This window comes from Bacillus sp. M5A3_1b, assembly GCF_053345335.1.
The window spans coordinates 1105683-1131624 of sequence record NZ_JBKEZY010000001.1 but is presented as its reverse complement, the minus strand read 5'-3'; the positions used below and the strand labels follow the sequence as shown (position 1 = coordinate 1131624).

General features: G+C 38.6%; 22 protein-coding genes. 17 read left to right on the top strand and 5 right to left on the bottom strand.

Going from position 1 to position 25942, the window contains the following annotated elements; genetic code table 11:
* Nucleotides 1-146 precede the first annotated feature (146 nt).
* From glgB to glgP, 5 genes are all read left to right on the top strand, one after another.
* Nucleotides 147-2084 (top strand): 1,4-alpha-glucan branching protein GlgB, encoded by a 1938-nt coding sequence (glgB, locus tag ACLBWW_RS06020; protein WP_000382600.1) that lies wholly within the window; start codon nt 147-149, stop codon nt 2082-2084.
* Nucleotides 2032-3162: a glucose-1-phosphate adenylyltransferase gene (gene glgC, locus ACLBWW_RS06015; protein WP_000057613.1), complete on the top strand. Its 1131-nt coding sequence runs from the start codon at nt 2032-2034 to the stop codon at nt 3160-3162. The genes glgB and glgC overlap by 53 nt, the downstream gene beginning before the upstream one ends.
* Nucleotides 3163-3180: 18 nt before the next feature.
* The gene (gene glgD / locus ACLBWW_RS06010; protein ID WP_000504143.1) at nt 3181-4215 is read left to right on the top strand and encodes a glucose-1-phosphate adenylyltransferase subunit GlgD; all 1035 of its coding nucleotides are present in this window, start codon (nt 3181-3183) and stop codon (nt 4213-4215) included.
* 113 nt (nt 4216-4328) lie between these two features.
* On the top strand, nt 4329-5759 hold the full coding sequence (glgA, locus tag ACLBWW_RS06005) for a glycogen synthase GlgA (protein ID WP_002203738.1): 1431 nt from the start codon (nt 4329-4331) through the stop codon (nt 5757-5759).
* An 18-nt stretch (nt 5760-5777) separates the two neighbouring features.
* Nucleotides 5778-8186: a glycogen phosphorylase gene (glgP, locus tag ACLBWW_RS06000; protein ID WP_048541156.1), complete on the top strand. Its 2409-nt coding sequence runs from the start codon at nt 5778-5780 to the stop codon at nt 8184-8186.
* Nucleotides 8187-8306: 120 nt separating this feature from the next.
* Here the strand turns inward: glgP and ACLBWW_RS05995 are convergent, their stop codons facing one another.
* The 3 genes from ACLBWW_RS05995 to ACLBWW_RS05985 form a co-directional block, all read right to left on the bottom strand.
* A complete protein-coding gene (locus ACLBWW_RS05995) occupies nt 8307-8441 on the bottom strand; it encodes a hypothetical protein (RefSeq protein WP_000911073.1) in 135 nt (44 codons plus the stop codon).
* Nucleotides 8442-8517: 76 nt separating this feature from the next.
* The gene (locus ACLBWW_RS05990; RefSeq protein ID WP_048541154.1) at nt 8518-9240 is read right to left on the bottom strand and encodes a lipase family protein; all 723 of its coding nucleotides are present in this window, start codon (nt 9238-9240) and stop codon (nt 8518-8520) included.
* Between the two features lie 174 nt (nt 9241-9414).
* Complete coding sequence (locus ACLBWW_RS05985; protein WP_001147830.1) at nt 9415-10197, bottom strand: TIGR00266 family protein; 783 nt, start codon at nt 10195-10197, stop codon at nt 9415-9417.
* Nucleotides 10198-10518: 321 nt separating this feature from the next.
* On the opposite strand from ACLBWW_RS05985, the gene cspD reads away from it, so the two are divergent.
* Nucleotides 10519-10719, top strand: coding sequence for a cold-shock protein CspD (cspD, locus tag ACLBWW_RS05980; RefSeq protein WP_001193052.1), 201 nt, complete (start codon nt 10519-10521; stop codon nt 10717-10719).
* A gap of 43 nt (nt 10720-10762) precedes the next feature.
* On the opposite strand, the gene ACLBWW_RS05975 is transcribed toward cspD, so the two are convergent.
* The gene (locus tag ACLBWW_RS05975; RefSeq protein WP_048541151.1) at nt 10763-11494 is read right to left on the bottom strand and encodes a yteA family sporulation protein; all 732 of its coding nucleotides are present in this window, start codon (nt 11492-11494) and stop codon (nt 10763-10765) included.
* 148 nt (nt 11495-11642) lie between these two features.
* Nucleotides 11643-12596: a 1,4-dihydroxy-2-naphthoate polyprenyltransferase gene (locus ACLBWW_RS05970; RefSeq protein WP_447613933.1), complete on the bottom strand. Its 954-nt coding sequence runs from the start codon at nt 12594-12596 to the stop codon at nt 11643-11645.
* Between the two features lie 194 nt (nt 12597-12790).
* Here ACLBWW_RS05970 and ACLBWW_RS05965 point away from each other — a divergent pair, with 194 nt between their 5' ends.
* From ACLBWW_RS05965 to ACLBWW_RS05915, 11 genes are all read left to right on the top strand, one after another.
* On the top strand, nt 12791-14185 hold the full coding sequence (locus ACLBWW_RS05965) for an isochorismate synthase (protein WP_048541147.1): 1395 nt from the start codon (nt 12791-12793) through the stop codon (nt 14183-14185).
* On the top strand, nt 14182-15936 hold the full coding sequence (gene menD / locus ACLBWW_RS05960) for a 2-succinyl-5-enolpyruvyl-6-hydroxy-3-cyclohexene-1-carboxylic-acid synthase (protein WP_098131966.1): 1755 nt from the start codon (nt 14182-14184) through the stop codon (nt 15934-15936). Before ACLBWW_RS05965 ends, menD begins: the two co-directional genes overlap by 4 nt.
* Entirely contained in the window at nt 15933-16745 is an 813-nt protein-coding gene (menH, locus tag ACLBWW_RS05955; RefSeq protein WP_048541143.1) for a 2-succinyl-6-hydroxy-2,4-cyclohexadiene-1-carboxylate synthase, read from the top strand. The genes menD and menH overlap by 4 nt, the downstream gene beginning before the upstream one ends.
* 68 nt (nt 16746-16813) lie before the next feature.
* Nucleotides 16814-17632, top strand: a complete 819-nt coding sequence (menB, locus tag ACLBWW_RS05950; protein WP_000963888.1) for a 1,4-dihydroxy-2-naphthoyl-CoA synthase — start codon at nt 16814-16816, stop codon at nt 17630-17632.
* Nucleotides 17633-17955: 323 nt separating this feature from the next.
* Entirely contained in the window at nt 17956-19401 is a 1446-nt protein-coding gene (locus tag ACLBWW_RS05945; protein WP_447613932.1) for an o-succinylbenzoate--CoA ligase, read from the top strand.
* The gene (gene menC, locus ACLBWW_RS05940; RefSeq protein ID WP_048541139.1) at nt 19402-20508 is read left to right on the top strand and encodes an o-succinylbenzoate synthase; all 1107 of its coding nucleotides are present in this window, start codon (nt 19402-19404) and stop codon (nt 20506-20508) included.
* A 235-nt stretch (nt 20509-20743) separates the two neighbouring features.
* Nucleotides 20744-21442, top strand: a complete 699-nt coding sequence (locus tag ACLBWW_RS05935; protein ID WP_048541138.1) for a response regulator transcription factor — start codon at nt 20744-20746, stop codon at nt 21440-21442.
* Nucleotides 21435-22541 carry a HAMP domain-containing sensor histidine kinase gene (locus ACLBWW_RS05930; protein WP_048541136.1) on the top strand — a complete coding sequence of 369 codons (1107 nt, stop codon included), beginning with the start codon at nt 21435-21437 and terminating at the stop codon, nt 22539-22541. Before ACLBWW_RS05935 ends, ACLBWW_RS05930 begins: the two co-directional genes overlap by 8 nt.
* Before the next feature lie 82 nt (nt 22542-22623).
* The gene (locus tag ACLBWW_RS05925; protein WP_098131965.1) at nt 22624-23484 is read left to right on the top strand and encodes a M15 family metallopeptidase; all 861 of its coding nucleotides are present in this window, start codon (nt 22624-22626) and stop codon (nt 23482-23484) included.
* A 275-nt stretch (nt 23485-23759) separates the two neighbouring features.
* Nucleotides 23760-24860, top strand: a complete 1101-nt coding sequence (locus tag ACLBWW_RS05920) for an amidohydrolase/deacetylase family metallohydrolase (protein ID WP_048541131.1) — start codon at nt 23760-23762, stop codon at nt 24858-24860.
* Entirely contained in the window at nt 24838-25941 is a 1104-nt protein-coding gene (locus ACLBWW_RS05915; RefSeq protein WP_048541129.1) for a DgaE family pyridoxal phosphate-dependent ammonia lyase, read from the top strand. The genes ACLBWW_RS05920 and ACLBWW_RS05915 overlap by 23 nt, the downstream gene beginning before the upstream one ends.
* The last annotated feature ends 1 nt before the right edge of the window (nt 25942 follow it).

Genomic DNA, 25942 nt, shown 5'->3' with positions numbered 1-25942 from the left:
TCGATATTTTACACAATAAATTTGAATATTTTAAGCGGAATTAAAGAAAAAAACGAATATTTTTAAAAAAATAACAAGGATATTTCAGTTTTTCGCAGAAATGATAAAGAGTAAAAAATTTCTGTCATCTTAGTGAGGTGAACATATTGGATGTAATAAATTGTGAAGAAGTGAAACGAGATGAGTTTCATACAGAAAAGTACTATGACAGTTATAACATCTTTGGGGCACATATTGTGACGGAAGATGGGATGCGAGGTGTACGATTCACAGTATGGGCTCCTCATGCGAAAGCAATGAGTGTTGTTGGAGATTTTAATGAATGGGATTATGAGCAACATAAGATGCTACAAGTGACAGAAGAGGGGATTTGGTCCTTGTTTGTACCGCATATTGAAGAGAATGAGATATATAAGTATGCGATTGAAACGATGGATGGTGACGTTATTTTAAAAGCAGATCCTTACGCAGTATATGCAGAAGTAAGACCAAATACGGCATCTGTAGTTTTTGATATAGAGGGATATGAATGGAATGATAAAAACTGGATTCGTAAGAGAAAGAAAAAATCGATTTATAAAGAAGCGATGACAGTTTATGAATTACATTTCGGTTCTTGGAAAAAGAAAGAAGATGGCGCTCTGTATTCTTATAGAGAAATGGCCGAGGAGCTCATTCCGTATGTGGTGGAACATCAATTTACACATATTGAAATTATGCCGCTTGTTGAGCATCCATATGATCGTTCTTGGGGATATCAAGGGACGGGATATTATGCAGCGACAAGTAGATTCGGCACGCCACATGATTTGATGTATTTTGTCGATGAATGTCATAAATATGGAATCGGTGTCATTTTAGATTGGGTGCCGGGGCATTTTTGTAAAGATGCTCACGGTTTATATTTGTTTGATGGGACACCGACTTATGAATATAAAGATATAGATGTACAAGAAAATCTAGTATGGGGAACTGTTAATTTTGATTTAGGGAAGAGGGAAGTACGTAATTTTTTAATTTCAAATGCGTTATTTTGGATGAAGTACTTCCATATTGATGGTTTCAGGGTGGATGCAGTTGCGAATATGCTGTACTGGAATAAAGAAGGACAAGAGCAAAGTAATGAGTACGCTGTTTCATTTTTACGAGAGTTAAATGAAGCGGTGTTTGCAGAAGATGAAGATTTTCTTATGACAGCAGAAGATTCAACAGCTTGGCCACTTGTAACAGCTCCAACGTATGAAGGTGGGCTTGGGTTCAATTACAAATGGAATATGGGCTGGATGAATGATGTGCTGAAATATATGGAGTGTGCGCCTGAGTATAGGAAGTATATTCATGAGAAAATGACGTTCTCTTTAATATATGCTTACTCTGAAAATTTCATATTACCGCTTTCTCATGATGAAGTCGTTCATGGGAAAAAGTCGTTATTAAATAAAATGCCAGGAGATTACTGGGATAAGTTTGCTCAACTTCGTTTATTATATGGATATTTCTTTACTCATCCAGGTAAGAAATTACTCTTTATGGGTGGAGAATTCGGGCAGTTTGATGAGTGGAAAGACCTTGAAGATTTAGATTGGAATTTACATGATTTTGAAATGCATCGTTATATGCATGATTACTTTAAAGAGCTCATAGCATTGTATAAGCGCTCCAAACCACTTTGGCAGCTTGATCATTCACCTGAAGGATTTCAGTGGATAGATGCTAATAATCATGAGCAAAGTATTTTCTCGTTTATCCGCCAAGGGGATAAACAAGAAGATGCGTTAGTTGTCGTATGTAATTTTACGAAAGCTACATATGAAAACTATAAAGTAGGTTTGCCAGATTTCGAGTATTATAACGAGATTTTAAACAGTGACGCTGAGCAATATGGCGGATCGGGGCAAGTGAATAAGAAACGTCTCAAGACGATTCAAGAACCGTATCATAATCAAGCGGCACATGTAGAAATTACAATTCCACCATTTGGCGTATCCATATTACGACCAGTGAAGACGAGAAAGGGGAGCAAAAAACAAGATGGCTCAAAAGCAAAAGTGCGTAGCAATGTTACTAGCAGGGGGAAAAGGTAGTCGATTAAGTGCATTAACAAAAAATTTAGCCAAGCCAGCTGTTCCATTTGGTGGTAAATATCGCATTATTGACTTTACGCTAAGTAACTGTGCGAATTCTGGTATTGAAACGGTTGGGATTTTGACGCAATATCAACCACTCGAACTTCATAATTATATCGGAATCGGCAATGCTTGGGATTTAGACCGAGTAAGCGGTGGAGTCACAGTGTTACCTCCTTATGCGGAGTCTTCAGGTGTGAAGTGGTACACAGGTACAGCAAGTGCCATTTATCAAAACTTAAACTATTTAAGTCAGTATGAACCAGAGTATGTTCTGATTTTATCAGGCGATCATATTTATAAAATGGATTACAGTAAAATGCTAGATTACCATATTGAGAAAGAAGCGGACGTTTCGATTTCTGTTATTGAAGTGCCGTGGGATGAGGCGAGTCGCTTCGGTATTATGAATACGAACGAAGAGATGGAGATTGTTGAATTTGAAGAGAAACCGCAATTTCCAAGAAGTAATCTTGCATCAATGGGAATTTATATTTTTAACTGGGCAATTTTGAAAGAGTATTTAGAAATGGATGCAAGAAATCCTGAATCTAGTAATGATTTCGGAAAAGATGTACTTCCGCTTTTATTAGATGAAGGGAAAAAGCTTATGGCGTATCCGTTTGAAGGATATTGGAAAGATGTTGGAACGGTGAAAAGCTTATGGGAAGCGAATATGGATTTACTTCGCGATGAAACATCGCTGAATTTAAACGATCGTAATTGGCGTATTTATTCTGTGAATCCAAATGAGCCACCTCAATATATTGCAGAAAAGGCAAAAGTAGAAGAATCACTTATTAACGAAGGATGCGTCATTGAAGGGGACGTGAAGCATTCTGTATTATTCCAAGGGGTGACGGTGGAAGAAGGTAGTATGGTTATTGATTCTGTCGTTATGCCAGGAGCGAAGATTGGTAAAAATGTTGTGATTGAAAGAGCGATTGTTGGATCGGAAATGGTTATTGAAGATGGAACAATTATTCGTCCAGAAAAAAATGTCGACGATGTAGTACTCATTGCTGAAGGGAAATAGAAAAGGGGGATGAAATGAATGGGAGAAAAAATGTTAGGAATTATTAATGCAACGGGAAGTTTTCCTTCCTTAAAGAAAGTAACAGGGCATCGTTCATTAGCGGCGTTACCATTTGGGGGCCGTTATCGACTCATTGATTTCATGCTTTCAAATATGGTGAATTCTAATATTCATAGTGTAGCGGTTTTTACAAGTCATAAAAACCGTTCACTAATGGACCATGTTGGTTCAGGAAAACAGTGGGATTTAGATAGAAAAAGAGACGGACTGTTTTTATTCCCGCCAAATTGCCAATGTGACCAAGATGAATTTGGATCTTTTGCACATTTTAGAAGACATATTGATTATTTTTTAAGAGCTAGAGAAGAATACGTTGTTATTACGAATAGCCATCTCGTAACAGCATTAAATTTTCAAGCGGTGTTAGAGCGACATATACATACGGCAGCTGATATTACTGAAGTTTGCCATGAAGGGGTTTCGCTTCAAACATACGTGTTAAAGAAACAATTATTGTTAGATTTATTTGAGACATATAAAGATGTGGAGCAATACAGTTTATTTGATGTAGTGAGAGAAAAGCGCGGAAAATCACTGCATATTGCTACGTATGAGCATACAGGATATGTAGCTATTATTGATTCAATTGAAAGTTACTATAAACATAGCTTAGAAATTTTGCAACCTGCTATTTGGAAGCAATTATTTAAGAAAGAAGCACCGATCTTTACGAAAGTAAAAGATGAACCACCAACTCGTTACCTGAAGGGTGCAGCCGTGAAAAATACAATGATTGCAAACGGCAGTATTATTGAAGGAGAAGTAGAAAATAGTGTTATCTCCCGTTCTGTTAAAATTGGAAAAGGCTCAATTGTTCGTAATAGCATTATTATGCAAAAGAGCAAAATTGGAGATAATTGTATAATAGACGGTGTTATTATTGATAAAGACGTGAAAATTGGTGACGGTGTTGTACTAAAAGGAAACGCCGATGAGCCATATGTTGTAGAAAAAGGAAGTATTCAAAGCAGCACGATTAATAGTTATTCTTAAAAGAATCAGTGGGGGTTTTTCCTCCACTGATTAAAGCATTCATTCAAATGAAAACTCGAAGGGAGGAAGCTGCAAGGGAAGTCGTATAAGCTTTTCGTGCAGTGGGACAACAAGTGAATATTTTATTTGCAGTATCAGAATGTGTACCATTTGTTAAATCGGGAGGATTAGCTGATGTAGCAGGTGCGCTCCCAAAAGAGCTGAAAAAATTAGGTGTGGACGTTCGCATTATACTTCCAAATTATAGTCTTATTCCGCAAAAATTAAGGGATGGATGTACGTTACATAAAGTAATTAACGTCCCGCTTGGGTGGAGAAATCAATATTGCGGAATTTTAAAAGGTGAGCAAGACGGGATTACGTATTACTTAATAGATAATGAATATTATTTTAAGAGAGATTCTTTATATGGTCATTATGATGACGGAGAGCGTTTTTCTTATTTTTCGAAAGCAGTTTTAGAGTGTATTCCGCATCTTGATTTCGAAGTGGATGTTCTTCATAGCCACGATTGGCATACAGCTATGGTGAATTTCTTACTGCGTGAAAAGTATCAAGATAATCCATTATATGAGCATATTAAAACGGTGTATACGATTCATAATTTGCAGTTCCAAGGTGTATTTCCTCCTGAGGTGATGTATGACTTGTTAGAACTTGGTGATGAATATTTTCATAGTGAGCAGCTAGAGTTTTATGGAAATGTGAACTTTATGAAGGGCGGAATTATTGCTTCTGATCAAATTACAGCGGTTAGCCCGACATACAAAGAGGAAATTCAATATGAGTTTTTCGGTGAGAAGTTAGATGGGTTGTTACGAAAAAATAATGGTAAGCTTAGCGGCATCGTAAATGGAATTGATACGAGCGTATATAATCCAGAAACAGATTCGTATATTACTGCTCAGTATGATGCAGAGTCATTAGAGGAAAAGAATGAAAATAAACGCGCCTTGCAGCGTTATTTTGGTTTGCCAGAAAAAGAAGATACACCAATTATTTCGATGGTAACGAGATTAACGAAGCAAAAAGGTCTTGATTTAGTACGTACTGTATTCCGCGAAATAATGGAGGAAGATGTGCAATGTATTATTTTAGGATCAGGTGATTCTGAATATGAACAATTCTTTGAGTGGATGGCATACGAGTATCCTGAGAAGGTAAAAGTGTATATCGGATTTAATGAAGAACTAGCCCACCAAGTGTATGCAGGAAGTGATTTATTCTTAATGCCATCACTATTTGAACCGTGTGGACTTGGACAACTTATCGCATTAGCGTACGGTACAATTCCAATTGTAAGAGAGACAGGCGGATTAAATGATACTGTACAATCTTATGACGAAGAAACTGGAGAAGGAAATGGTTTCAGTTTCACGAACTTTAATGCGCATGACATGTTGCACACGGTTCTTCGTGCAATTGAATTTTATCATGATAAACCGGTATGGGAGCAGCTTGTAAAACAAGCGATGACTGAAGATTATAGCTGGGAGAAATCAGCTCTTGCCTATAAGAAATTGTATAAAAGTCTCATGGAATAACATGTAGGTGGTGAAGAAATGTTTACTCATGTTGAAAGTTTCAAATCAGCTTTTCTAGAAAAGTTAGAGACGATGTATGGTAAAAGTTTTAAAGACTCTACAACTCGTGATCAATACAATACGCTTGGGTACATGGTACGTGAGTATATGAATAGTCAATGGATTGCAACGAACGAAAGTTATCGGTCTGGAGAGCAAAAGCAAATGTATTACTTATCCATTGAGTTTTTACTTGGGCGTTTGCTTGGAAGTAACATATTAAATTTAGGCATCAGGGATGTATGTGAGCAAGGACTTTCTGAGCTTGGGATTTCTTTGCAACAGTTAGAAGACGTGGAAGCAGATGCAGGTCTTGGAAATGGTGGACTTGGACGATTAGCAGCCTGTTTCCTTGATTCACTTGCATCTTTAAACTTACCAGGTCATGGCTGTGGAATTCGTTACAAGCACGGCTTATTTGATCAAAAAATTGTTGATGGTTATCAAGTTGAATTTCCAGAACAGTGGCTTCTTCATGAAAACGTATGGGAAGTAAGAAGGCATGATCAAGCTGTAGAGGTAAGTTATTTCGGCAATGTTGAACCGCTATACATTGATGGGCGTTTAGAGTTCAGGCATACGAATGCAGAAGTGATTATGGCAGTACCATATGACGTTCCAGTAGTAGGTTATGAGACGAGTACTGTAAATACACTCAGACTTTGGAATGCTGAACCAGTTCCTTTCCCGCAAAATTGCAAAGATATTTTGAAATATAAGCGTGAAACAGAGGCGGTATCGGAGTTTTTATATCCAGATGATACGCATGATGAGGGGAAAATACTTCGTTTGAAGCAACAGTATTTCCTCGTATCGGCAAGTTTGCAAAATATCGTTCGTATGCATAGAGAAAGATATGGTGACCTTCGTCAATTACATGAGAAAATTGCGATTCATATTAATGATACACATCCAGTTTTGGCGATTCCAGAACTAATGCGTATTTTATTAGATGAAGAAAAACTAGCATGGGAAGAAGCTTGGCACATAACAACGCAAACGATTTCTTATACGAATCATACGACGTTATCAGAAGCGCTTGAGAAGTGGCCAATTCACATTTTTAAACCGTTATTACCGAGAATTTATATGATTATTGAAGAGATTAATGAACGTTTCTGTCATGAACTTTGGGAACGTTATCCATATGAATGGCATCGTATTGAAGAGATGGCGATTATTGCGCATGATCTTGTGAAAATGGCTCATTTAGCAATTGTCGGTAGCCATAGCATAAATGGTGTAGCAAAAATTCATACGGAAATTTTAAAGCAACGTGAAATGCGATTGTTTTATGAGTTTTATCCAGATAAGTTTAATAATAAAACGAATGGAATCGCTCATAGACGTTGGCTAATGAAGGCGAATCCACAGCTGACGAACCTTATTTCAGAGGCGATTGGAACAGAGTGGAAGAAAGAACCGATTAAGCTTCAAGCGCTGCAAACAGTTCAATACGATGCGAGTTTCCAAGAGAAATTTGCAGAGGTAAAACAAGAGCGTAAAGAGATTTTAGCGGAGCGTATTCATAATAAAATGGGGATTACAATTGATCCTAATTCTATTTTTGATGTGCAAGTAAAAAGACTACATGCTTACAAAAGACAATTATTAAATGTTCTTCATATTTTATATTTGTATAACCGTTTGAAAGAGGATGCTAGTTTTACATTTTATCCGCGTACTTTTATCTTTGGAGCGAAAGCATCACCTGGCTATTACTATGCGAAAAAAATTATTAAATTAATCAATGAACTCGCTAGGAAAGTGAATAATGATCCGTACGTAAGCCAATATATGAAAGTTATCTTTCTAGAAAACTATCGAGTGTCTTTAGCGGAAGATATATTCCCAGCCGCGGATGTGAGTGAGCAAATTTCAACCGCGAGTAAAGAAGCATCAGGAACAGGGAATATGAAATTTATGATGAATGGTGCTATCACACTCGGAACGTTAGACGGAGCTAATGTTGAAATAAAAGACCGGGTCGGTGATGATAACTGTTTCATTTTTGGCTTAACAGCGGAAGAGGTTCTTCATTACTATCAAAATGGTGGATATCGTGCAAGTGATTATTATCACCACAATATGCATATTAAAAAAGTAGTAGATCAGTTAACGAATGGTTTCTTTGCACATTCGGGAGCTGAATTTGAAGCAATTTATGATTCTCTCGTAATTCAAAATGATGAATACTTCGTTCTGCGAGATTTTGGTCCATATGCGGAAAGGCAAGAAGCTGTTGGTAGAGCGTATGAAAACCGAACGAAGTGGCTAGAAATGTCGATTTTAAATATTGCACAGTCTGGTCATTTTGCGAGTGATCGAACGATTTTACAGTATAGTAATGAGATTTGGAGTATTGGTAATGCAGTTACACAGTATTAAGTGAAAGTCCCTTTTGAAGGGACTTTTATTCATGGAGACAAAGTATATTCACTTTTAAAAGAGGAATATAATTGCTAAAAACCGAGCTTAATCTCATTAAGCTCGGTTTTCTTTTTTTGCTTAAGAAAGAAATGGGATAGCGGTATATATGATACCTGTTCCACCATATTCTCCCGTCGCAAAGTATGAAAATGTAAAGAAACCTGTAAACGTAAAAATTACAATGAGAAAAAGTGCAAAGATAAATTTTAGCATGTAAGGTCCCCTCATCCAAAAATAATTTCATATATTATTATAGTATAAGGATATAGGGTTTCCAATCATTACCTGGTTAAAAATGAGAAGTCAGACATGTTTTGTATGTTGTCATGGCATGATTATTTGTAATAGATTTTGTGTTTTTTGTAAAAGTCATGTTGTGATGAACGTGTGCATATTCCCAGTCTTGGTCATTAAAATGGACATTGCGCGGAGGGAGAAGAGGAACGACATCAAATAGATTAACGAAGCGAAAGCTACTAGCTACTTGTAGTTTATAATAATTACGAAATGCAATATCGCCCACTTTGGGAGAGGCAAATGTATAAAGACCGTACTGTGCGAAGGCGGTATTGATACGCGCATCGAGTATATGTAGTGTGGCGAGCGCCCCGCCTAAGCTATGACCTGTTGCAAGGAGTTTTTTATGGGCTGGTAGTGATACGAGCATATCCATAATAGAATCTCGGCAAGATTCATAAATGGAAAGAAAGCCGTTATGGACATTTCCGCTGTTTAAAGCATATGGGTATGGTTTTTGGTTAACGAGTGAATCGATAATCCAGTCTGTATCTGTTTGTGTTCCGCGAAAAGCTACAATAATCGTATCCTCAGATTCTAGTATGAATCCGAACCATTCTGTCGTTTGAATGGTTTTTCCTTGAAAGCCTTGTACATATTGAAAACCATCCGGTATTTTGAAAATCCCATTTTGTTTATATTGTTCATACGTTAACTCACAACAAGAAGCTAACAATATGGCGGTATCTTTATCGAAGGATAAAGGAGTACGCATTAAGGAAGCCCTCCTTAAGAAAAGGTATAGTTCAATATATGCAGTGAGGGACTTGATTCATTCTTTTGGAGGGGGCAAATAGTTTGTATCGCGTATATAAATTAGTGGATGAAATTATAGCGACTTATGGACGAATCATGCCAAAATAAAACAGCACCCTATAAGGGCACTGTTTTACTCTTTTCCATCTAATAAACGTCCAAGTCCGCCTAAAACGCTGCCTTCACCGCTGTTTTGAGCTGCTGGGCTTGTAAGGCGTGCTGCTAAACGGCTAAGTGTTAAGGACTGAATCCAAACCGTTCCAGGACCTTCTAACGTTGCGAAGAATAAACCTTCGCCGCCAAATAGAGCTGTTTTTACTTTTCCAACGAACTCGATATCGTAGTTAACGTCTTTTGTCATGGCAACGAGACAACCTGTATCGATGCGAAGTCTTTCGCCAGGTTTTAATTCACGCTTATATACAGTTCCTCCTGCATGCATGAAAGCGAGTCCATCACCTTCAAGTTTCTGCATGATGAAACCTTCACCACCGAAGAAACCAGTTCCAATTTTTTTCGTAAACTCAATTCCGATAGAAACGCCCTTTGCTGCACAAAGAAACGCGTCTTTTTGACAAACGACTTTTCCTTGATATTGTGTTAAATCAACAGGGATGATTTTTCCTGGATAAGGAGCGGCGAATGATACGTGGCGCTTGCCATGACCTGTATTTGTAAAGACAGTCATAAACATACTTTCACCTGTAACAAGACGCTTACCAGCGCCCATTAATTTACCGAATAGACCACTAGATGGGCCAGAACCATCACCGAAAATGGTTTCCATTTCGATATGATCTTCCATCATCATCATTGCGCCAGCCTCTGCGATAACGCTTTCTTCTGGATCTAATTCAATTTCAACAAACTGCATATCATCGCCATATAATTTATACTCGATTTCATGTGCTTGCATTTTTTCACCCCATTATATGTAGTAATTATATTGTACAGAAATCAAAGGAATTAGAATACTGTAGATTTGTTAATTTTTGAATAAAAATAGAATGAAAATTTAAGGTTATACTAGGATTATAAAAAACGATGGATTGAAAGTGTTCTCATTTGACGTTTTTGACATAGCATGATATAGTGAAAATACTATTGAGCTACATAATGTGGTACGGAAATAAAGCACGTTGTATTAAAGGCTGTAAGCTTGTTATACATTCATGTCCTTTATATCCACCTTTTCATGTGGATTCATAGTTTCATTTTTATTTAGGAGGTACATGACATGCAAACAGGTAAAGTTAAATGGTTTAACGGCGAAAAAGGTTTTGGCTTCATCGAAGTTGAAGGCGGAGAAGACGTATTCGTACATTTCTCAGCTATCCAAGGCGACGGCTTCAAAACTTTAGAAGAAGGTCAAGAAGTTTCTTTCGAAATCGTTGAAGGAAACCGCGGACCACAAGCAGCTAACGTTACAAAAAACTAATTAGCTAGCGAAAAAAAGCATTCCGAATTTCGGAATGCTTTTTTTATTCTTTGGAGCTAGATTCATTTGAAGATAACTCGCCTTTGAAAGTACGCTCTTCAAAGTCATCAAGCATTTGTTCATACTCTTCATGTTCTTCTGTGGCGAAAACTTGAGGATTTTTGCCATACATGTCTGTTCCTATAAAATTTTCGAAATCCTCTACATACCCAACATTTTCTTCACTATTTACGTACATGCCATTATAGTTTTTGGAATCCTGTCTTTCTAAATCGGACGGTGTTTCTGATGTCCCATAATTTGCGACATCTTGCCATGCATCTTCAGCATCGTATTCTACAGAATGATCTTCGTCGTGCTTGTGAAAAGAAGGAGCCAACACCTCTTCTTCAACTGGTCGCGTGTTCATATTTAATTTATTTGTAGTGTGCTGAATACATGTTGTAGCGGTTGGCATTGCCTCTAATCTTTCAAACGGAATTTCTTCGCCAGATACTTCGCAAATTCCATACGTACCTTCTTCAATTTTTTGCAGGGCATGTTTTGTATCTTCTAGCTGCTTATGCCAAAATTCGATGAGCCCGAAATCTTTCTCACGTTCGTACAATTCTGTAGCCATATCACCTGGATGATTGTCATAGCTAGATAATTCTCCAACAGAATCGCGTTCAGAAGCACGATCTGTATTCTCATGAGTTTGTATTGTTTGTTCAACTTCTTGCTGTTGTTTTTCTAAAATAGATTTAAATTGATTTATTTGTTGTGGAGTTAACATAGGCGTCCACCTTCCTACAATTCAGTTTCTTTACATAGTATGAGCGTCGAGAGGAGGAATTATGAGCTGAAATTGGTATATGAAAAAGGAGCCACGTTAGCAGCTCCTTTTTATCCCGCATTAACGGGCAGTTGATTAAAGTTTCACTTTATAGGAAATATCCAAGCAATAATCCGATTCCCATGAGGAGACCGAAGATTGTATTTGTTTTTGCTGTTGCAATCATCGCAGGTACCATTTCCATTGGAATACTTTTGCCGATAAAGCCTTTCGTCGCTTTCAATGCTTTCGGTGCACTTAAAAATACGATAAGCATCCATGGTGATACGATGTTAACGATAATTAGAGCGATTGTCCAAATATAAGAAACGATGAACATAGAAGCGAGTACACCAACGGCTCTTTCGCGTCCAACGAGAATTGCTAACGTTTTACGACCGTTTTCTTTATCGCCATCTAAGTCACGAATGTTATTAGCTAGTAAAATGGCACCAATTAAAATGGAGCTTGGAATAGATAGTAAAACGACTTCTGATGTTACAGTTCCAGTTTGAATAAAGAATGAAATTCCAATAATAATGACACCCATAAATAATCCGGCTGTTAACTCTCCAAATGGTGTATATGCAATTGGAAGTGGGCCACCTGTATAAAGGTAAGCAACGGCCATACAAACAAGACCGATTGCAGCAAGCCACCAGCTAGAATTCATACAAATATAAACACCTAATAGTATTGCGATCCCGAAAAATCCAAATGCTAAGTTAAGCACCGTTTTTGGCTGAATGCCATCGCGAACGATAGCGCCGCCGATACCAACTGACCCTTCGTGATCGAGTCCTCTTTTATAATCAAAGTATTCATTAAACATGTTTGTTGCTGCTTGAATGAGAAGACAAGCGATAAGCATCATAAGGAAAAGAAGGAGATGTATTTGATTTATACCTCCGACCTGCATCGCATAGGCTGTTCCGATGAAAACAGGAACGAAAGCTGCTGTTAATGTATGGGGACGTAGTAAACTCCACCAAATGCGCCAGCCGGTTTGCTTACTTGGCTTTGGCGCCGTAGGAGAGGAATTCGTTTCGACGTTCATTTCCATGTTGAATCCTCCTTTGGTCACATATTGTACACAACTAAGTGTAGAAAAAGCATCATTTAGTGTCAACGTTTATTTTCTAGGAAGAGAAGGTGAATTTCTCAGAAATGCTAAACGTTGACAGGCCTTTCGTTTGAGGTGTATCTTAAAATCAAGCGTAATTATGACTATTTTTCGCCCATAGGGGGGAGACAATTGTGATTCAAACGAAACAAATAGGCTTGCAAGAAGTTCTTAGTGCAGCCATTAAGCGTGCAACTGATGAAAAAATATTGGTGAGCTTCGTAAAACAAATAGACTGGATAGATCCGCTTCTGTTTTATGCAGCAGGAAAAAGGATCTCATTCGAAAATAGATGTTATTTTGCAGACCCAGCTCAGCATGTAATATTTGCTGGAATTGGCTCTGTTTTCACTATAGCAACTTCTTCTAACAAACGCTTTCAAACGGCTCGTGACGAGTGGGACAAAGTAAAAGAGAAAGCATTTGTACAAAGAGAAAGATACGAATTTGGCACAGGTCCTCTTTTATTTGGTGGATTTTCATTTGACCAAGAAAAAGAGAAAACCGACTTATGGAAAGAATTTGATGATACGACATTTTCACTACCGGCATTTTTATTAACTGTAAAAAATGAAAAAGCATGGTTAACAATGAATACATTCGTTTCAGCAACTGATTGTGCAGAAACTCTTTATAACGAAATTGTTTCTTTAGAAGAGAAAATTTTTGGGGAGAGTAAATGTGCACTTGAAGGATCGAAATTAACAGTTACTTCTAAAGTAGAAGTAGATCCGAAAGGCTGGATGAAGGCCATTGAGAAAGTGCAAGATGAGATGAAGCAGGGGAACGTGCAGAAGGTTGTATTAGCGAGGGAGCTAAAAGTAGAAATGGATCATCATATTGATTCTGCTCTTGTTTTAGAAGCACTTCGCATTGGGCAACCAGATTGTTACGTATTTTCTTTTGATTATAAAGGAGCATGCTTCTTAGGAGCCACGCCAGAGAGATTAATTCGCAAAGAAGATGAGAAGTTTACTTCGATGTGTCTTGCTGGTTCAACTGGTCATGGTCAATCTATAGAAGAAAGTAAACGAAATAGTAATGCGCTTCTTCATGATGAAAAGAATTTAGCTGAACACGGTTATGTTGTGAACATGATTCGAGGAGTACTAAATGAGCACTGCGAATCTGTTAATATTCCGGAAAGTCCGGGATTATTAACAACGAAAAACTTAATTCATTTATATACGCCTGTAGAGGCAAAAGGCGATGCAAGTCTTTTAACAATGGTAGAAGAATTACACCCAACACCAGCTCTTGGCGGGACACCTCGTTTGGAAGCGATGAAACTGATTCGTGATGTTGAATTGTTAGACAGAGGGTTATATGGTGCACCGATTGGCTGGATAGATGATGAAGGAAATGGTGAATTTGCGGTTGCACTTCGCTGCGGATTATTAAATGGTGCGAAAGCATCCTTATTTGCTGGGTGCGGGATTGTAATTGATTCAGTACCGCAACTTGAATATGAAGAAACAAGCTTGAAGTTTAGACCGATGCTTGGTGCTTTGGAGGAATTAATGAAATGAACAATCATATAGAAGCATTATCATATTATTTAGGCGCGTTCGTGGATGAACTGACGCGTCTAAATGTATGTGATGTTGTCATTAGTCCAGGCTCACGGTCAACACCGATTGCTCTACTAATGGAACAACATGAAGGAATGAACACATATTTACATGTAGATGAAAGATCAGCGGGATTTTTTGCGCTCGGTATCGCAAAAGCAAAAAAACGCCCTGTTGCGTTATTATGTACGTCAGGAACGGCAGCAGCAAACTATTATCCAGCTGTATGTGAAGCTTTTCATTCACGAGTGCCGCTTATCGTCTTAACGGCAGATAGACCGCATGAATTAAGAGATGTTGGTGCGCCACAAGCGATGAATCAATTCAATTTATACGGTACATTTGTGAAGCAATTTACAGAGATGGCACTTCCAGAAGCGAGTGAAGCGATGTATCATTATGCTCGCATGACGACGCAGCGCACGATAGCAAGCGCACTTCTAGCGCCGCAAGGACCTGTTCATCTTAATTTTCCAGTTCGCGAGCCGCTTATCCCAAATTTCTCATTAGAAAGTTTATGGGATAAAGGACGCGGGGAATATACAGGATTAGTTCAGCAAGGGAACGTGATGATGCCGAGTGAATATGTAGATTCTCTTGTAGGGCGCCTTTCACATATGGAAAAGGGGCTTATTATTTGTGGAGATGATAGTCATTCAGAAATCGCAGCGTTTGCGGCAGAACTAGCTGAGAAAACGGGATATCCAATATTAGCGGATCCACTTTCTAACATTCGTAGCGGACATCACGATAAAACGATGGTAATCGACTGTTACGATACATTTTTACGAAATGAGCTATTAAAAGAAACGTGGAAGCCAGAAGTTATGATTCGTTTTGGTGGGATGCCTGTTTCGAAAGCATTAACGCAGTTCATCAAAAAACAGACGAAAGCTGTTCATATCGTTGTTGACGAATCTGGACAATGGAGAGATCCAGCTCTCGTTGCGACAGAGGTTGTCCAAGCAAGTGATATTGCGTTTTGCGGTGCATTAATAGAAAAACTGCCAGTTATGAAAAAGAATGATTGGTTCGGAATGTGGCAACATATAAACGAAAAAACGAAGGAAACGCTTCGTGAAATGGAAACATATGAAACTGCATTTGAAGGGAAAGTTATTACGGATATCGTCCGCGTACTACCAGAAGGGGCAACATTATTTGCGAGTAATAGTATGCCAATTCGTGATACAGATTCATTCTTTTTCACATCGGATAAAAATATTCAAGTGATGGCAAACCGTGGTGTAAACGGGATTGATGGAATCATTTCGACAGCTTTAGGAGCGAGTATTATTTGCGATCCGCTCGTATTAGTTATTGGTGATTTATCATTTTATCACGATTTAAACGGATTATTAGCCGCAAAATTACATGAATTAAATATAACGATTGTCGTTGTAAACAATGATGGTGGCGGTATTTTCTCATTCTTACCACAATATGAGAAAAAGGAACATTTCGAATCATTATTTGGAACGCCAATTGGACTTGATTATGAGCATGTTGTCAAAATGTACGGCGGTTCATTTAGCCGTGTAAATGGTTGGGAGCAATTCCGAGAAGAGGTACAAAAAGGAACGACGACGGAAGGTTTACACGTTGTAGAAATTTGTACGAACCGTGATGAAAACTTAACATTGCACCGTAAATTATGGGCAAAAACGCAGGACGTAATTACTACATCGTTGCAAGGTGAATCAAAATGAACGTAACGCTGCAAGGTGTATCGTATGAATATGAAGTAGTCGGAAGCGGGGAACCACTTCTACTTCTTCATGGTTTTACGGGAAGCATGGAAACGTGGCGTTCCTTCGTTCCTTCTTGGAGTGAGCAGTTTCAAGTCATTTTAGTAGACATTGTGGGGCACGGAAAAACGGAAAGTCCTGAAGATGTAACTCACTATGATATTCGAAATGTAGCAGTGCAAATGAAAGAACTATTAGATTACCTTCATATTGAAAGAGCGCACATACTTGGCTATTCAATGGGCGGTAGACTGGCGATTACGATGGCATGTCTATATCCAGAATATGTACATTCTCTTTTATTAGAAAATTGTACAGCTGGGCTCAAAAGTGAAAATGAGAGAGAAGAACGTCGTGAAAAAGATGAGCGACTTGCCGATAAAATTGAGCGAGAAGGCATCAATAGTTTTGTAACGATGTGGGAAAATATTCCGCTGTTTGAAACGCAAAAACTTTTAGCACAAAACGTACAAGAAGCAGTGCGAAAAGAAAGACTTGCTAACAATCCAAAAGGAATTGCAAATAGCTTGCGCGGCATGGGAACAGGGGCTCAGCCTTCATGGTGGAACGAGCTGCAAAACTTAAAAATACCTGTTCTTTTAATGAACGGGGAGCATGATGAAAAGTTCTTTCGCATATTAAAAAACATCGAAAAATGCGTCTCTGACGCGAAATTTGTGAAAATTGATGGTGCTGGCCATGCAATTCATGTGGAACAACCGGAAAAGTTTGATACAATAGTAAAGGGATTTCTAAAAACTATGCAGTGATGCTTGTTCATCTAAGAAGGAAGCTACACTTATAGAGGAGATCAGAAATATACAAGGAGGTAGTTGTAATGGCTATTGAATGGGTAAAAGAAGGCAATTACGAAGATATTATTTATTCAACATACAATGGTATCGCAAAGATTTCGATTAACCGTCCTGAAGTACATAACGCATTCCGTCCTAAAACGGTAATGGAGTTAATCAACGCTTTTGCACACGCTCGTGATGATGCAAATGTTGGCGTTATCATTTTAACAGGTGAAGGTGGACGTGCATTCTGTTCTGGCGGCGACCAAAAAGTTCGCGGTCATGGTGGATATGTAGGTGACGACCAAATCCCTCGTTTAAACGTATTAGACTTACAACGTCTAATTCGCGCAATTCCTAAACCAGTTATCGCAATGGTAGCAGGTTATGCAATCGGTGGTGGACACGTACTTCATATCGTATGTGACTTAACAATCGCTGCAGACAACGCTGTATTCGGGCAAACAGGTCCTAAAGTAGGAAGCTTTGACGGTGGATACGGAGCTGGTTACTTAGCTCGTATGGTAGGCCACAAGAAAGCTCGCGAAATTTGGTACCTATGCCGTCAATACAGCGCACAGGAAGCGCTTGATATGGGCTTAGTAAACACAGTAGTACCATTAGAAGAACTTGAAGCAGAAACAGTACAATGGGCACAAGAAATCTTAGCAAACAGCCCAATGGCACTTCGTTTCCTAAAAGCTGCATTCAACGCAGACACAGACGGTCTAGCTGGTATTCAACAACTAGCTGGAGATGCAACGTTATTGTACTACACAACTGACGAAGCAAAAGAAGGTCGTGACGCGTTCAAAGAAAAACGCAGTCCGGACTTCGGTCAATTCCCTCGTTTCCCTTGATCAAACCAAAAGCGGAAGCGGCTCGCTTAGAATGTGAGGGGGATGGAGCTTCTGACGAAGAGGCGCTTTTTGCCTCGTAGGAAGAAATGAAGCCACCGAACATTCTAGCCGCTGTAGCTGGATGAAACCAAAAGCGGAGCCGACTGTTTAGCCTCGTAGGCTAAGGTTCTTTCGCACAGAAAGTGTTTTTTACTTTCTCGTGCGGAAGGTTCTTAGACGGAAGGGGCTAGGAGGCACAGCTAGATGAGATCAACCGGAAATAAAACAACTAAGAGACTTGATGTCATATCAAGTCTCTTTCTTTCATGAAAGGAGAATGTATGATGGAGACGATGCCAAATTGGTTAAAGCAACGTGCATTTTTAACACCAGATCGCACTGCAATTGAAATAGAGGAAGAGAAAGTTACTTTTATGCAGCTGCATGAAAAAGTAGTATCTGTTTGTGAACACCTCACGCATGTAGGAGTGAAGCGTGGGCAAAAGGTGGCTGTTCTGATGAAAAATGGTATGGAGATGATTACAGTTATTCACGCCCTATCTTACGTAGGTGCAGTAGCTGTGCTTTTAAATACGCGTCTTTCAAGAGAAGAGCTACTTTGGCAAATCGATGATGCTGAAGTTATATGCTTAGTGACGGATCAAGATTTCGAGGCTAAGGATGTTCTTGTATATTCGTTCGCCGAAGTGATGAATGGATCGAAGGCGGAAGCCTCTATACAAGAAGAATTCTCTTTAGAAGAAGCGATGACAATCATTTATACGTCAGGGACGACAGGAAAACCGAAAGGCGTTATTTTAACGTACGGCAATCACTGGGCAAGCGCAGTCGGTTCTTCGCTTAATTTAGGACTTCGTGATGATGATTGGTGGTTAGCTTGTATGCCAATGTTCCACGTTGGCGGGCTATCTCTTTTAATGAAAAATGTTATGTACGGAATGCGTATTTTACTCGTTCCGAAATATGATGCTGATTTTATTCATAAAGCACTTCAAACGAGAGGTGTTACGATCATTTCTGTCGTTTCTAAAATGTTAACTGATTTATTAGAGAGACTTGGAGAAGAGACATATCCATCTTCTTTACGATGTATGTTACTTGGCGGAGGACCAGCGCCGAAACCGTTATTAGAAACTTGTGTAGATAAAGGAATTCCTGTGTATCAAACGTACGGTATGACAGAAACGTCGTCGCAAATTTGTACGTTATCAGCAGATTATATGTTAACGAAAGTAGGATCAGCTGGGAAACCACTATTTCAGTGCCAACTTCGTATTGAAAAAGATGGCGTAGTAGTAACGCCGTTTGTGGAAGGCGAGATCGTAGTAAAAGGACCAAACGTAACAGGCGGTTACTTTAACCGTGAAGATGCGACACGCGAAACAATTCAAAACGGATGGCTTCATACTGGTGACCTCGGTTATTTAGACGAAGAAGGATTTTTATACGTACTAGATCGCCGCAGTGATTTAATTATTTCTGGCGGAGAGAATATATATCCGGCTCAAATTGAAGAAGTGTTACTCTCTCATCCAATGGTAGCAGAAGCTGGTGTTGTCGGTATGGCTGACGATAAATGGGGACAAGTACCTGCTGCTTTTGTTGTAAAAAGTGGAGAGGTAACAGAAGAAGAAATTCTGCATTTTTGCGAGGAGAAATTAGCAAAATATAAAGTGCCGAAGAAAGCATGTTTCTTAGAGGAATTACCACGAAATGCTTCGAAAAAATTGTTAAGACGAGAGTTAAGACAATTAGTGGAGGAGATGTAAGTGGAAATAAAAAAAGCGACACTTCATATAACGGAAATGCCACTCGTCATTCCGTTTGCTGCAAGCTACGGAACGTATGAAAAGCGTGAAAGTATCGTCATTGAATTAGAAAATACGGACGGATACATTGGATTTGGCGAAGTTGTTGCGTTCTCTGAACCGTGGTATACGGAAGAAACGGTGAAGACAGCGCTACATGTACTTCAAGATTTTTTAATACCGGATTTATTAAAAGCTGAGATTTCTCATCCGAATGAAGTGCCAGGTTTGTTCCAGCATATAAAAAGAAACCGAATGGCAAAGGCCGGAATTGAAGGAGCTGTTTGGGATTTATATGCGAAGCGTGAACAGAAATCACTAGCGACGTTACTTGGCGGAACTAGGACTGAAATTGAAGTAGGCGTTGTGATTGGTATCAATACAATTCCGGTTATGTTAAAACAAATCGAGAAGTATGCAGAAGAAGGATATGAGCGTTTTAAAGTGAAAATAAAGCCAGAGCATGATTACGAATTATTGAAAGAAATTCGTAAAGAGTTCCCGCGCATCCCGTTAATGGCTGATGCAAACTCAGCCTATACGTTAGCAGATACGGAGAAGCTGAAACGACTAGATGAATTTCAATTGATGATGATTGAACAACCGTTAGCGGATTACGATTTTCTCGACCATGCACAGTTGCAAAAGAAAATCGAAACGCCGATTTGTTTAGACGAAAGCATCCATAGTTTAGAAGACGCGCGCGTTGCGATTACGCTTGGCAGTTGCCGAATCGTTAATATTAAACCAGGGCGAGTGGGTGGATTAACAGAATCTATTCAAATCCATAATTATTGCATGGAGCACAACATACCCGTTTGGTGCGGCGGTATGGTAGAAATGGGGATTTCACGAGCACAAAATGTTGCGCTTGCTTCACTGCCAAACTTTACGATTCCAGGTGATATATCTGCCTCTAGTAGGCACTGGGAGAAGGATATTATTTCGCCGGAAGTGATGCTTGAGGGCGGAAAGGTGATTGTACCGCAAAGTGTTGACACTGAGTATGAAGTAAATCGAGGAAGGCTGGCGGAAATCACGAAGCAGCGGATTGTGTTTGAGCGGTAGGTTGAGTCTTTCAAATAGCGGGCGAATTTCGTCGGTAATTGTCGGTAAGTCGATATCCCTTGTCGAAACGTCGATATATTAAAAAAATCGTTGATATATTTCAAGTTGTGTTCGATATATTTGAAAAATCGTCGATATAATTTCATTTACTAAGGTTACTCTCATGAGTAACCTTTTCGTATTGTACAAATGGGATAGACTAGTTTACAATCGAGCGTATATAAGGGGGAGTAAAATGAAGCGCATTTCAATTTTAATAGTGGATGATGAGGCAGAAATTGCTGATTTAATTGAGATACATTTAGAAAAAGAAGGTTATCACGTCGTGAAAGCAGCTGATGGAGAAGAGGCAATTCAGGTTATTGAAACGCAGCCAATCGACTTAGTGGTTCTAGATATTATGATGCCGAAAATGGATGGGTATGAAGTGACGCGCCAAATTCGCGCGAAGCACCATATGCCAATCATTTTCTTAAGTGCGAAAACGTCTGATTTTGATAAGGTGACAGGTCTTGTATTAGGCGCAGATGATTATATGACCAAGCCTTTTACACCGATTGAATTAGTTGCGCGTGTAAATGCACAATTACGCCGATTTCTTACGTTAAATCAGCCGAAAGTAGCGGAGAATAAATCTGCTTTAGAGGTAGGCGGAGTCGTTATTGATCCTGAGCGAAGAACAGTAAATGTGTACGGAGAACAAGTTGAATTAACACCGAAAGAGTTTGATATTTTGTATTTATTAGCGAGCCATCCGAAGAAAGTGTACAATGTGGAAAATATTTTTCAGCAAGTATGGGCCGATGATTATTTTGAAGGCGGAAATACAGTTATGGTACATATCCGTACGTTGCGGAAAAAACTTGGGGAAGATAAAAGAAAGAATAAGTTAATAAAAACAGTGTGGGGAGTAGGGTATACTTTCAATGGCTAAAAAGATGAGAAGCTTTCGCTCGAAGATGGTTATGCTATTTGCGTTAAGTATGATATTTGCTGGTGGCGTAACGTATATCATTTATGAAGGATTACGGATTTATTATAAATTAGTCGTTCGTTTTGAGGATCCATTAGCTCAATTTCGTTCCATGGTAAGACAAATTGGGGATGTTAATTTCTTTTTAATTATTTTCATCCCTCTATCCATTATGTTTTTCTTCTTCCTTACTAGACCGTATGTAAAATATTTTGATGAGATTTCGAGCGGGATTCATCATTTGGCGAACGGAGATTTTACAAATGAAGTGCGCGTGTCATCAAATGATGAGTTTGGATATATCGCACGTGAAATAAATGTAGCGAGTGAAAAATTAAAGGAAGCAGTAGAACGAGGAGACTTTGCAGAAAGTAGTAAAGACCAACTCATTGTTAACTTAGCTCACGATTTAAGAACGCCGTTAACATCTGTTTTAGGATATTTAGATTTAATTCTTAAAGATGAGAATTTGACGAAGGAACAAATTAAACACTTTTCCACAATTGCTTTTACGAAGTCCGAAAGGCTGGAAAGTTTAATTGATGAATTATTTGAAATCACAAGAATGAATTATGGGATGCTGAAGCTGGACAAAAGACCAATTGATGTAGGTGAATTGCTTATTCAGTTAGATGAAGAATTGTATCCGTTATTAGAAAAGAAGGAATTAGAAGCGAGATTGAATATCACGCCGCAGTTACCTATTAACGGTGACGGGAAATTATTAGCGAGGGTATTTGAAAATCTTTTAACGAATGCGATTCGCTACGGGTATGATGGAAAGTTTGTTGATGTGAACGGGTATATTGAAGGTGAAGAGGTAGTCGTACAAATTATTAATTACGGAGATAGCATTCCAGAAGAAGATTTACCGTATCTTTTTGATATGTTTTATACAGGTGATAAGGCAAGATCAGAGCAACAAGGTGGTACAGGCCTTGGGCTATTTATTGCGAAAAATATTGTTGAGCAGCATGACGGGAAGATTTCTGCTGAAAGTAATGTGATTAGAACGATATTTGAAGTGAGATTGCCAAAAGAAGAAATCGAAGCAATTTAATAAAAATTTAAACTTTATCCCACTTTTTATTTTAATAGTTTTTTCTATTCTATACGTAAGTTACGTTAAGGAGGAACTAGAGATGAAAAAGTGGGTATTTATTTCTCTTTTTATAGCATGCACAATCTGCGTAGGCTTTTATATATCACCATTATTTCAAAAAGAGATCGATGTTAAAGTTGCAGAAAAAGATAATACGGTAAGAGCTGCGAATACGGAAAATATAGAGGTTACAAAAGAAGACATTTATAAAGGGGATCTGTTATTAGTTAATAAAGATTACCCAGTAAAAAAAGACAGTATTAGGTCTGATATTATAAATGTAAATCACAATAGTGAATTAGTAAGAGGTTATGTGATATTTGATAGAAATCTTCGTTTATCAAAGGATGTTGTGAGCAAGTTTTTGAACGTTGTCGATGCAGCTGGGAAAGATGGCGTACAGCATTTCTTAATGAGTAGCGGATATCGAGATTTTCAAGAGCAAGAAAAGTTATATGAAAAAATGGGCTCTGACTATGCACTCCCGGCAGGGTATAGTGAACATAATTTAGGATTATCACTGGACGTTGGATCAACGCAAAAGAAAATGGAAAAAGCGCCTGAAGGAAAGTGGATTGAAGAGAACGTATGGAAGCAGGGCTTTGTGTTACGTTATCCGAAAAATAAAAGTCATATTACAGGCATTCAATATGAGCCGTGGCATATACGTTATGTCGGCTTACCGCATAGTGCCATTATGCAAAAAGAGAAAATTACATTAGAGGAATACTTAGACTTCTTAAAAGAGAAAAAAGAAATTTCAACGAATGTAGAAGGTAAGAAATATACGGTTTCTTATTATAAAGTGTCCGGGAACATGAAAGTGAATGTTCCGGTAAATAAGCAGTATGAAATTTCGGGGAACAATGTGGACGGGGTTATTGTGACGGTTCAGGAATAGATAAAGAGGTTGTTCCCTTTTGGAGCAGCCTTTTCGTATATAAGAAAGGGATTGTTTTTTTTGTCAGTAAATCGATATGTCTTGTCGAATCGTTAATATAATTTCCTAAACTATCATTATTTTGAGGGGCATCTTTTATTTCACTTTTAAACATTATAACGTTATATTTACTTCTTCTTTTTTTTGTGTTACGCTAAACGTGTGAAAGAGATATAAAATGAAATTTTAATGTAAGCGTATTCTTATGGCTTCTTATAGAAAAGGGTGGAAATACAATGACAGAACGATTCGTACTACGTAATGTGAAACGTGTGAACGGGGAAGAGATTGACATTGTAATTGAAAATAATAAAATCGCACAGGTGACGAAAGCAGGTGCTGGCGAGGGTAGAAAGGTTCTTGATTACTCAGGTACTTACGTATCGAGTGGCTGGATTGATTTACACGTTCATGCTTTTCCAGAGTTTGATCCGTATGGCGATGAGGTGGATGAAATTGGCGTTAAGCAAGGGGTAACGACAATTGTTGATGCGGGTAGCTGCGGAGCTGATCGCATTGCAGATTTAGTACAAAGTAGAGAGCAGGCAAAAACGAATTTATTTGCCTTTTTAAATATTTCTCGCATCGGTTTGAAACGAATTGATGAATTATCCAACATGGAATGGATAGATAAAGAGAAAGTAATAGAAGCAGTAGAAAAGTATAAAGATGTAATCGTTGGGTTAAAGGCGAGAATGAGTAAAAGTGTCGTTTGTGACAGCGGAATTGAACCGCTTCATGTAGCGCGCTCTTTATCCCGTGAAACATCATTACCGATTATGGTACATATCGGTTCGGCGCCTCCTCGCATTGAGGAAGTTGTACCTCTTTTAGAAAAAGATGATGTCATTACACATTACTTAAACGGGAAAGAAAATAATTTGTTTGATGAAGAAGGCAAACCGCTACCTGTATTAATAGATGCAGTGAAGCGCGGTGTTCATTTAGATGTTGGTCACGGTAATGCTAGTTTTTCTTTTAAAGTAGCAGAAGCGGCGAAGCGTCACGGTATTGCCTTTCATACAATTAGTACAGACATTTACCGGAAGAATCGTATACACGGTCCAGTGTATAGTATGGCTCACGTTCTTTCGAAATTCCTTTACTTAGGGTATCCGCTAGAAGAAGTAATAAATGCGGTGACGAAAAATGCGGCAGAGTGGCTGAAGAAACCAGAGCTTGGCCGTATTCAAGAAGGCGATATTGCAAACTTAACTTTATTTACGGTGAAAGATGAACCGATTACGTTAATTGATTCAGAAGGGGATCAGCGCATTGCTGAAAGAAGGATTGATACGAAAGGGGTTGTAATCAATGGGTCATTCATTGAATGCTAAGTACGGATTAAAAAGAGTAATTAATGCGAGCGGTAGAATGAGTATTTTAGGTGTATCCGCTCCTACAGATACAGTTATGGATGCGATGAAACATGGCGGACAAAATTATGTGGAAATTGCAGATTTAGTAGATAAAGCAGGAGACCATATTGCGAGAATTCTAGATTCAGAGGCAGCAGTCGTTGTGAATTCAGCATCGAGCGGAATTGCGCTTTCTATCGCTGGTATCGTTACAGAAGGAAATCGCCGTAAAAGTGAAAGACTTCATCAAGAGGTCATCGCGAAAAACGAAGTGATTATGTTAAAAGGTCATAACGTTCAATACGGTGCTCCTGTTGAAACGATGATTTACTTAGGCGGGGGTAAACTTGTAGAAGTTGGCTATGCAAATGAAGGGAAAGCAGAGCATATTGAAGAGGCGATTGGTGAAAATACAGCAGCAATTCTGTATGTGAAGTCACATCACGCTGTGCAAAAAAATATGATTTCTGTTGAAGAAGCATGGGAAGTTGCGCAGCGAAATAACATCCCACTTATCGTCGATGCGGCAGCTGAAGAAGATATTCAAAAGTATGTGAAGTATTCAGACCTTGCCATTTATAGCGGTTCAAAGGCAATTGAAGGACCGACTTCTGGTATTATCGGCGGAAAACGAAAATATATCGAGTGGCTGAAAGTGCAATTACATTGCATCGGAAGAAGTATGAAAGTTGGTAAAGAAACAACTTTCGGCTTACTTCAAGCACTTGATGAGTACGGAGTAAAAGAAGATAAGAGTGAGCAAGAAAAAGAATTATTACAAGTACTTATGCCGCTAAAAGAATTAAATGGTGTAAATGTAACAATCGTTCAAGATGAAGCAGGAAGAGCAATCTTTAGAGCACGTATTCATATTAACGAGAACGAGTTAAATAAATCAGCAAAAGATGTTGTAGCAGCATTACGCGAAGGGGAAATCGCAATTTATACACGTGATTACGGAGTAAGACAAGGATTCTTTGATATCGATCCACGTCCACTTCAAGGTGATGACATACATGTAATTGAAGAAAAAATGAGAGAAATTGTAGGGGGAAACTAAA

What these genes read in the sequence shown, in the direction of transcription:
- glgC (WP_000057613.1), top strand. Translation starts at nt 2,032, where the DNA reads ATGGCTCAAAAGCAAAAGTGCGTAGCAATGTTACTAGCAGGGGGAAAA.
- glgD (WP_000504143.1), top strand. Translation starts at nt 3,181, where the DNA reads ATGGGAGAAAAAATGTTAGGAATTATTAATGCAACGGGAAGTTTTCCT.
- glgP (WP_048541156.1), top strand. Translation starts at nt 5,778, where the DNA reads ATGTTTACTCATGTTGAAAGTTTCAAATCAGCTTTTCTAGAAAAGTTA.
- ACLBWW_RS05995 (WP_000911073.1), bottom strand. Translation starts at nt 8,441, where the DNA reads ATGCTAAAATTTATCTTTGCACTTTTTCTCATTGTAATTTTTACGTTT.
- ACLBWW_RS05990 (WP_048541154.1), bottom strand. Translation starts at nt 9,240, where the DNA reads ATGCGTACTCCTTTATCCTTCGATAAAGATACCGCCATATTGTTAGCT.
- ACLBWW_RS05985 (WP_001147830.1), bottom strand. Translation starts at nt 10,197, where the DNA reads ATGCAAGCACATGAAATCGAGTATAAATTATATGGCGATGATATGCAG.
- cspD (WP_001193052.1), top strand. Translation starts at nt 10,519, where the DNA reads ATGCAAACAGGTAAAGTTAAATGGTTTAACGGCGAAAAAGGTTTTGGC.
- ACLBWW_RS05975 (WP_048541151.1), bottom strand. Translation starts at nt 11,494, where the DNA reads ATGTTAACTCCACAACAAATAAATCAATTTAAATCTATTTTAGAAAAA.
- ACLBWW_RS05970 (WP_447613933.1), bottom strand. Translation starts at nt 12,596, where the DNA reads ATGGAAATGAACGTCGAAACGAATTCCTCTCCTACGGCGCCAAAGCCA.
- menD (WP_098131966.1), top strand. Translation starts at nt 14,182, where the DNA reads ATGAACAATCATATAGAAGCATTATCATATTATTTAGGCGCGTTCGTG.
- menH (WP_048541143.1), top strand. Translation starts at nt 15,933, where the DNA reads ATGAACGTAACGCTGCAAGGTGTATCGTATGAATATGAAGTAGTCGGA.
- menB (WP_000963888.1), top strand. Translation starts at nt 16,814, where the DNA reads ATGGCTATTGAATGGGTAAAAGAAGGCAATTACGAAGATATTATTTAT.
- ACLBWW_RS05945 (WP_447613932.1), top strand. Translation starts at nt 17,956, where the DNA reads ATGGAGACGATGCCAAATTGGTTAAAGCAACGTGCATTTTTAACACCA.
- ACLBWW_RS05935 (WP_048541138.1), top strand. Translation starts at nt 20,744, where the DNA reads ATGAAGCGCATTTCAATTTTAATAGTGGATGATGAGGCAGAAATTGCT.
- ACLBWW_RS05930 (WP_048541136.1), top strand. Translation starts at nt 21,435, where the DNA reads ATGGCTAAAAAGATGAGAAGCTTTCGCTCGAAGATGGTTATGCTATTT.
- ACLBWW_RS05925 (WP_098131965.1), top strand. Translation starts at nt 22,624, where the DNA reads ATGAAAAAGTGGGTATTTATTTCTCTTTTTATAGCATGCACAATCTGC.
- ACLBWW_RS05920 (WP_048541131.1), top strand. Translation starts at nt 23,760, where the DNA reads ATGACAGAACGATTCGTACTACGTAATGTGAAACGTGTGAACGGGGAA.
- ACLBWW_RS05915 (WP_048541129.1), top strand. Translation starts at nt 24,838, where the DNA reads ATGGGTCATTCATTGAATGCTAAGTACGGATTAAAAAGAGTAATTAAT.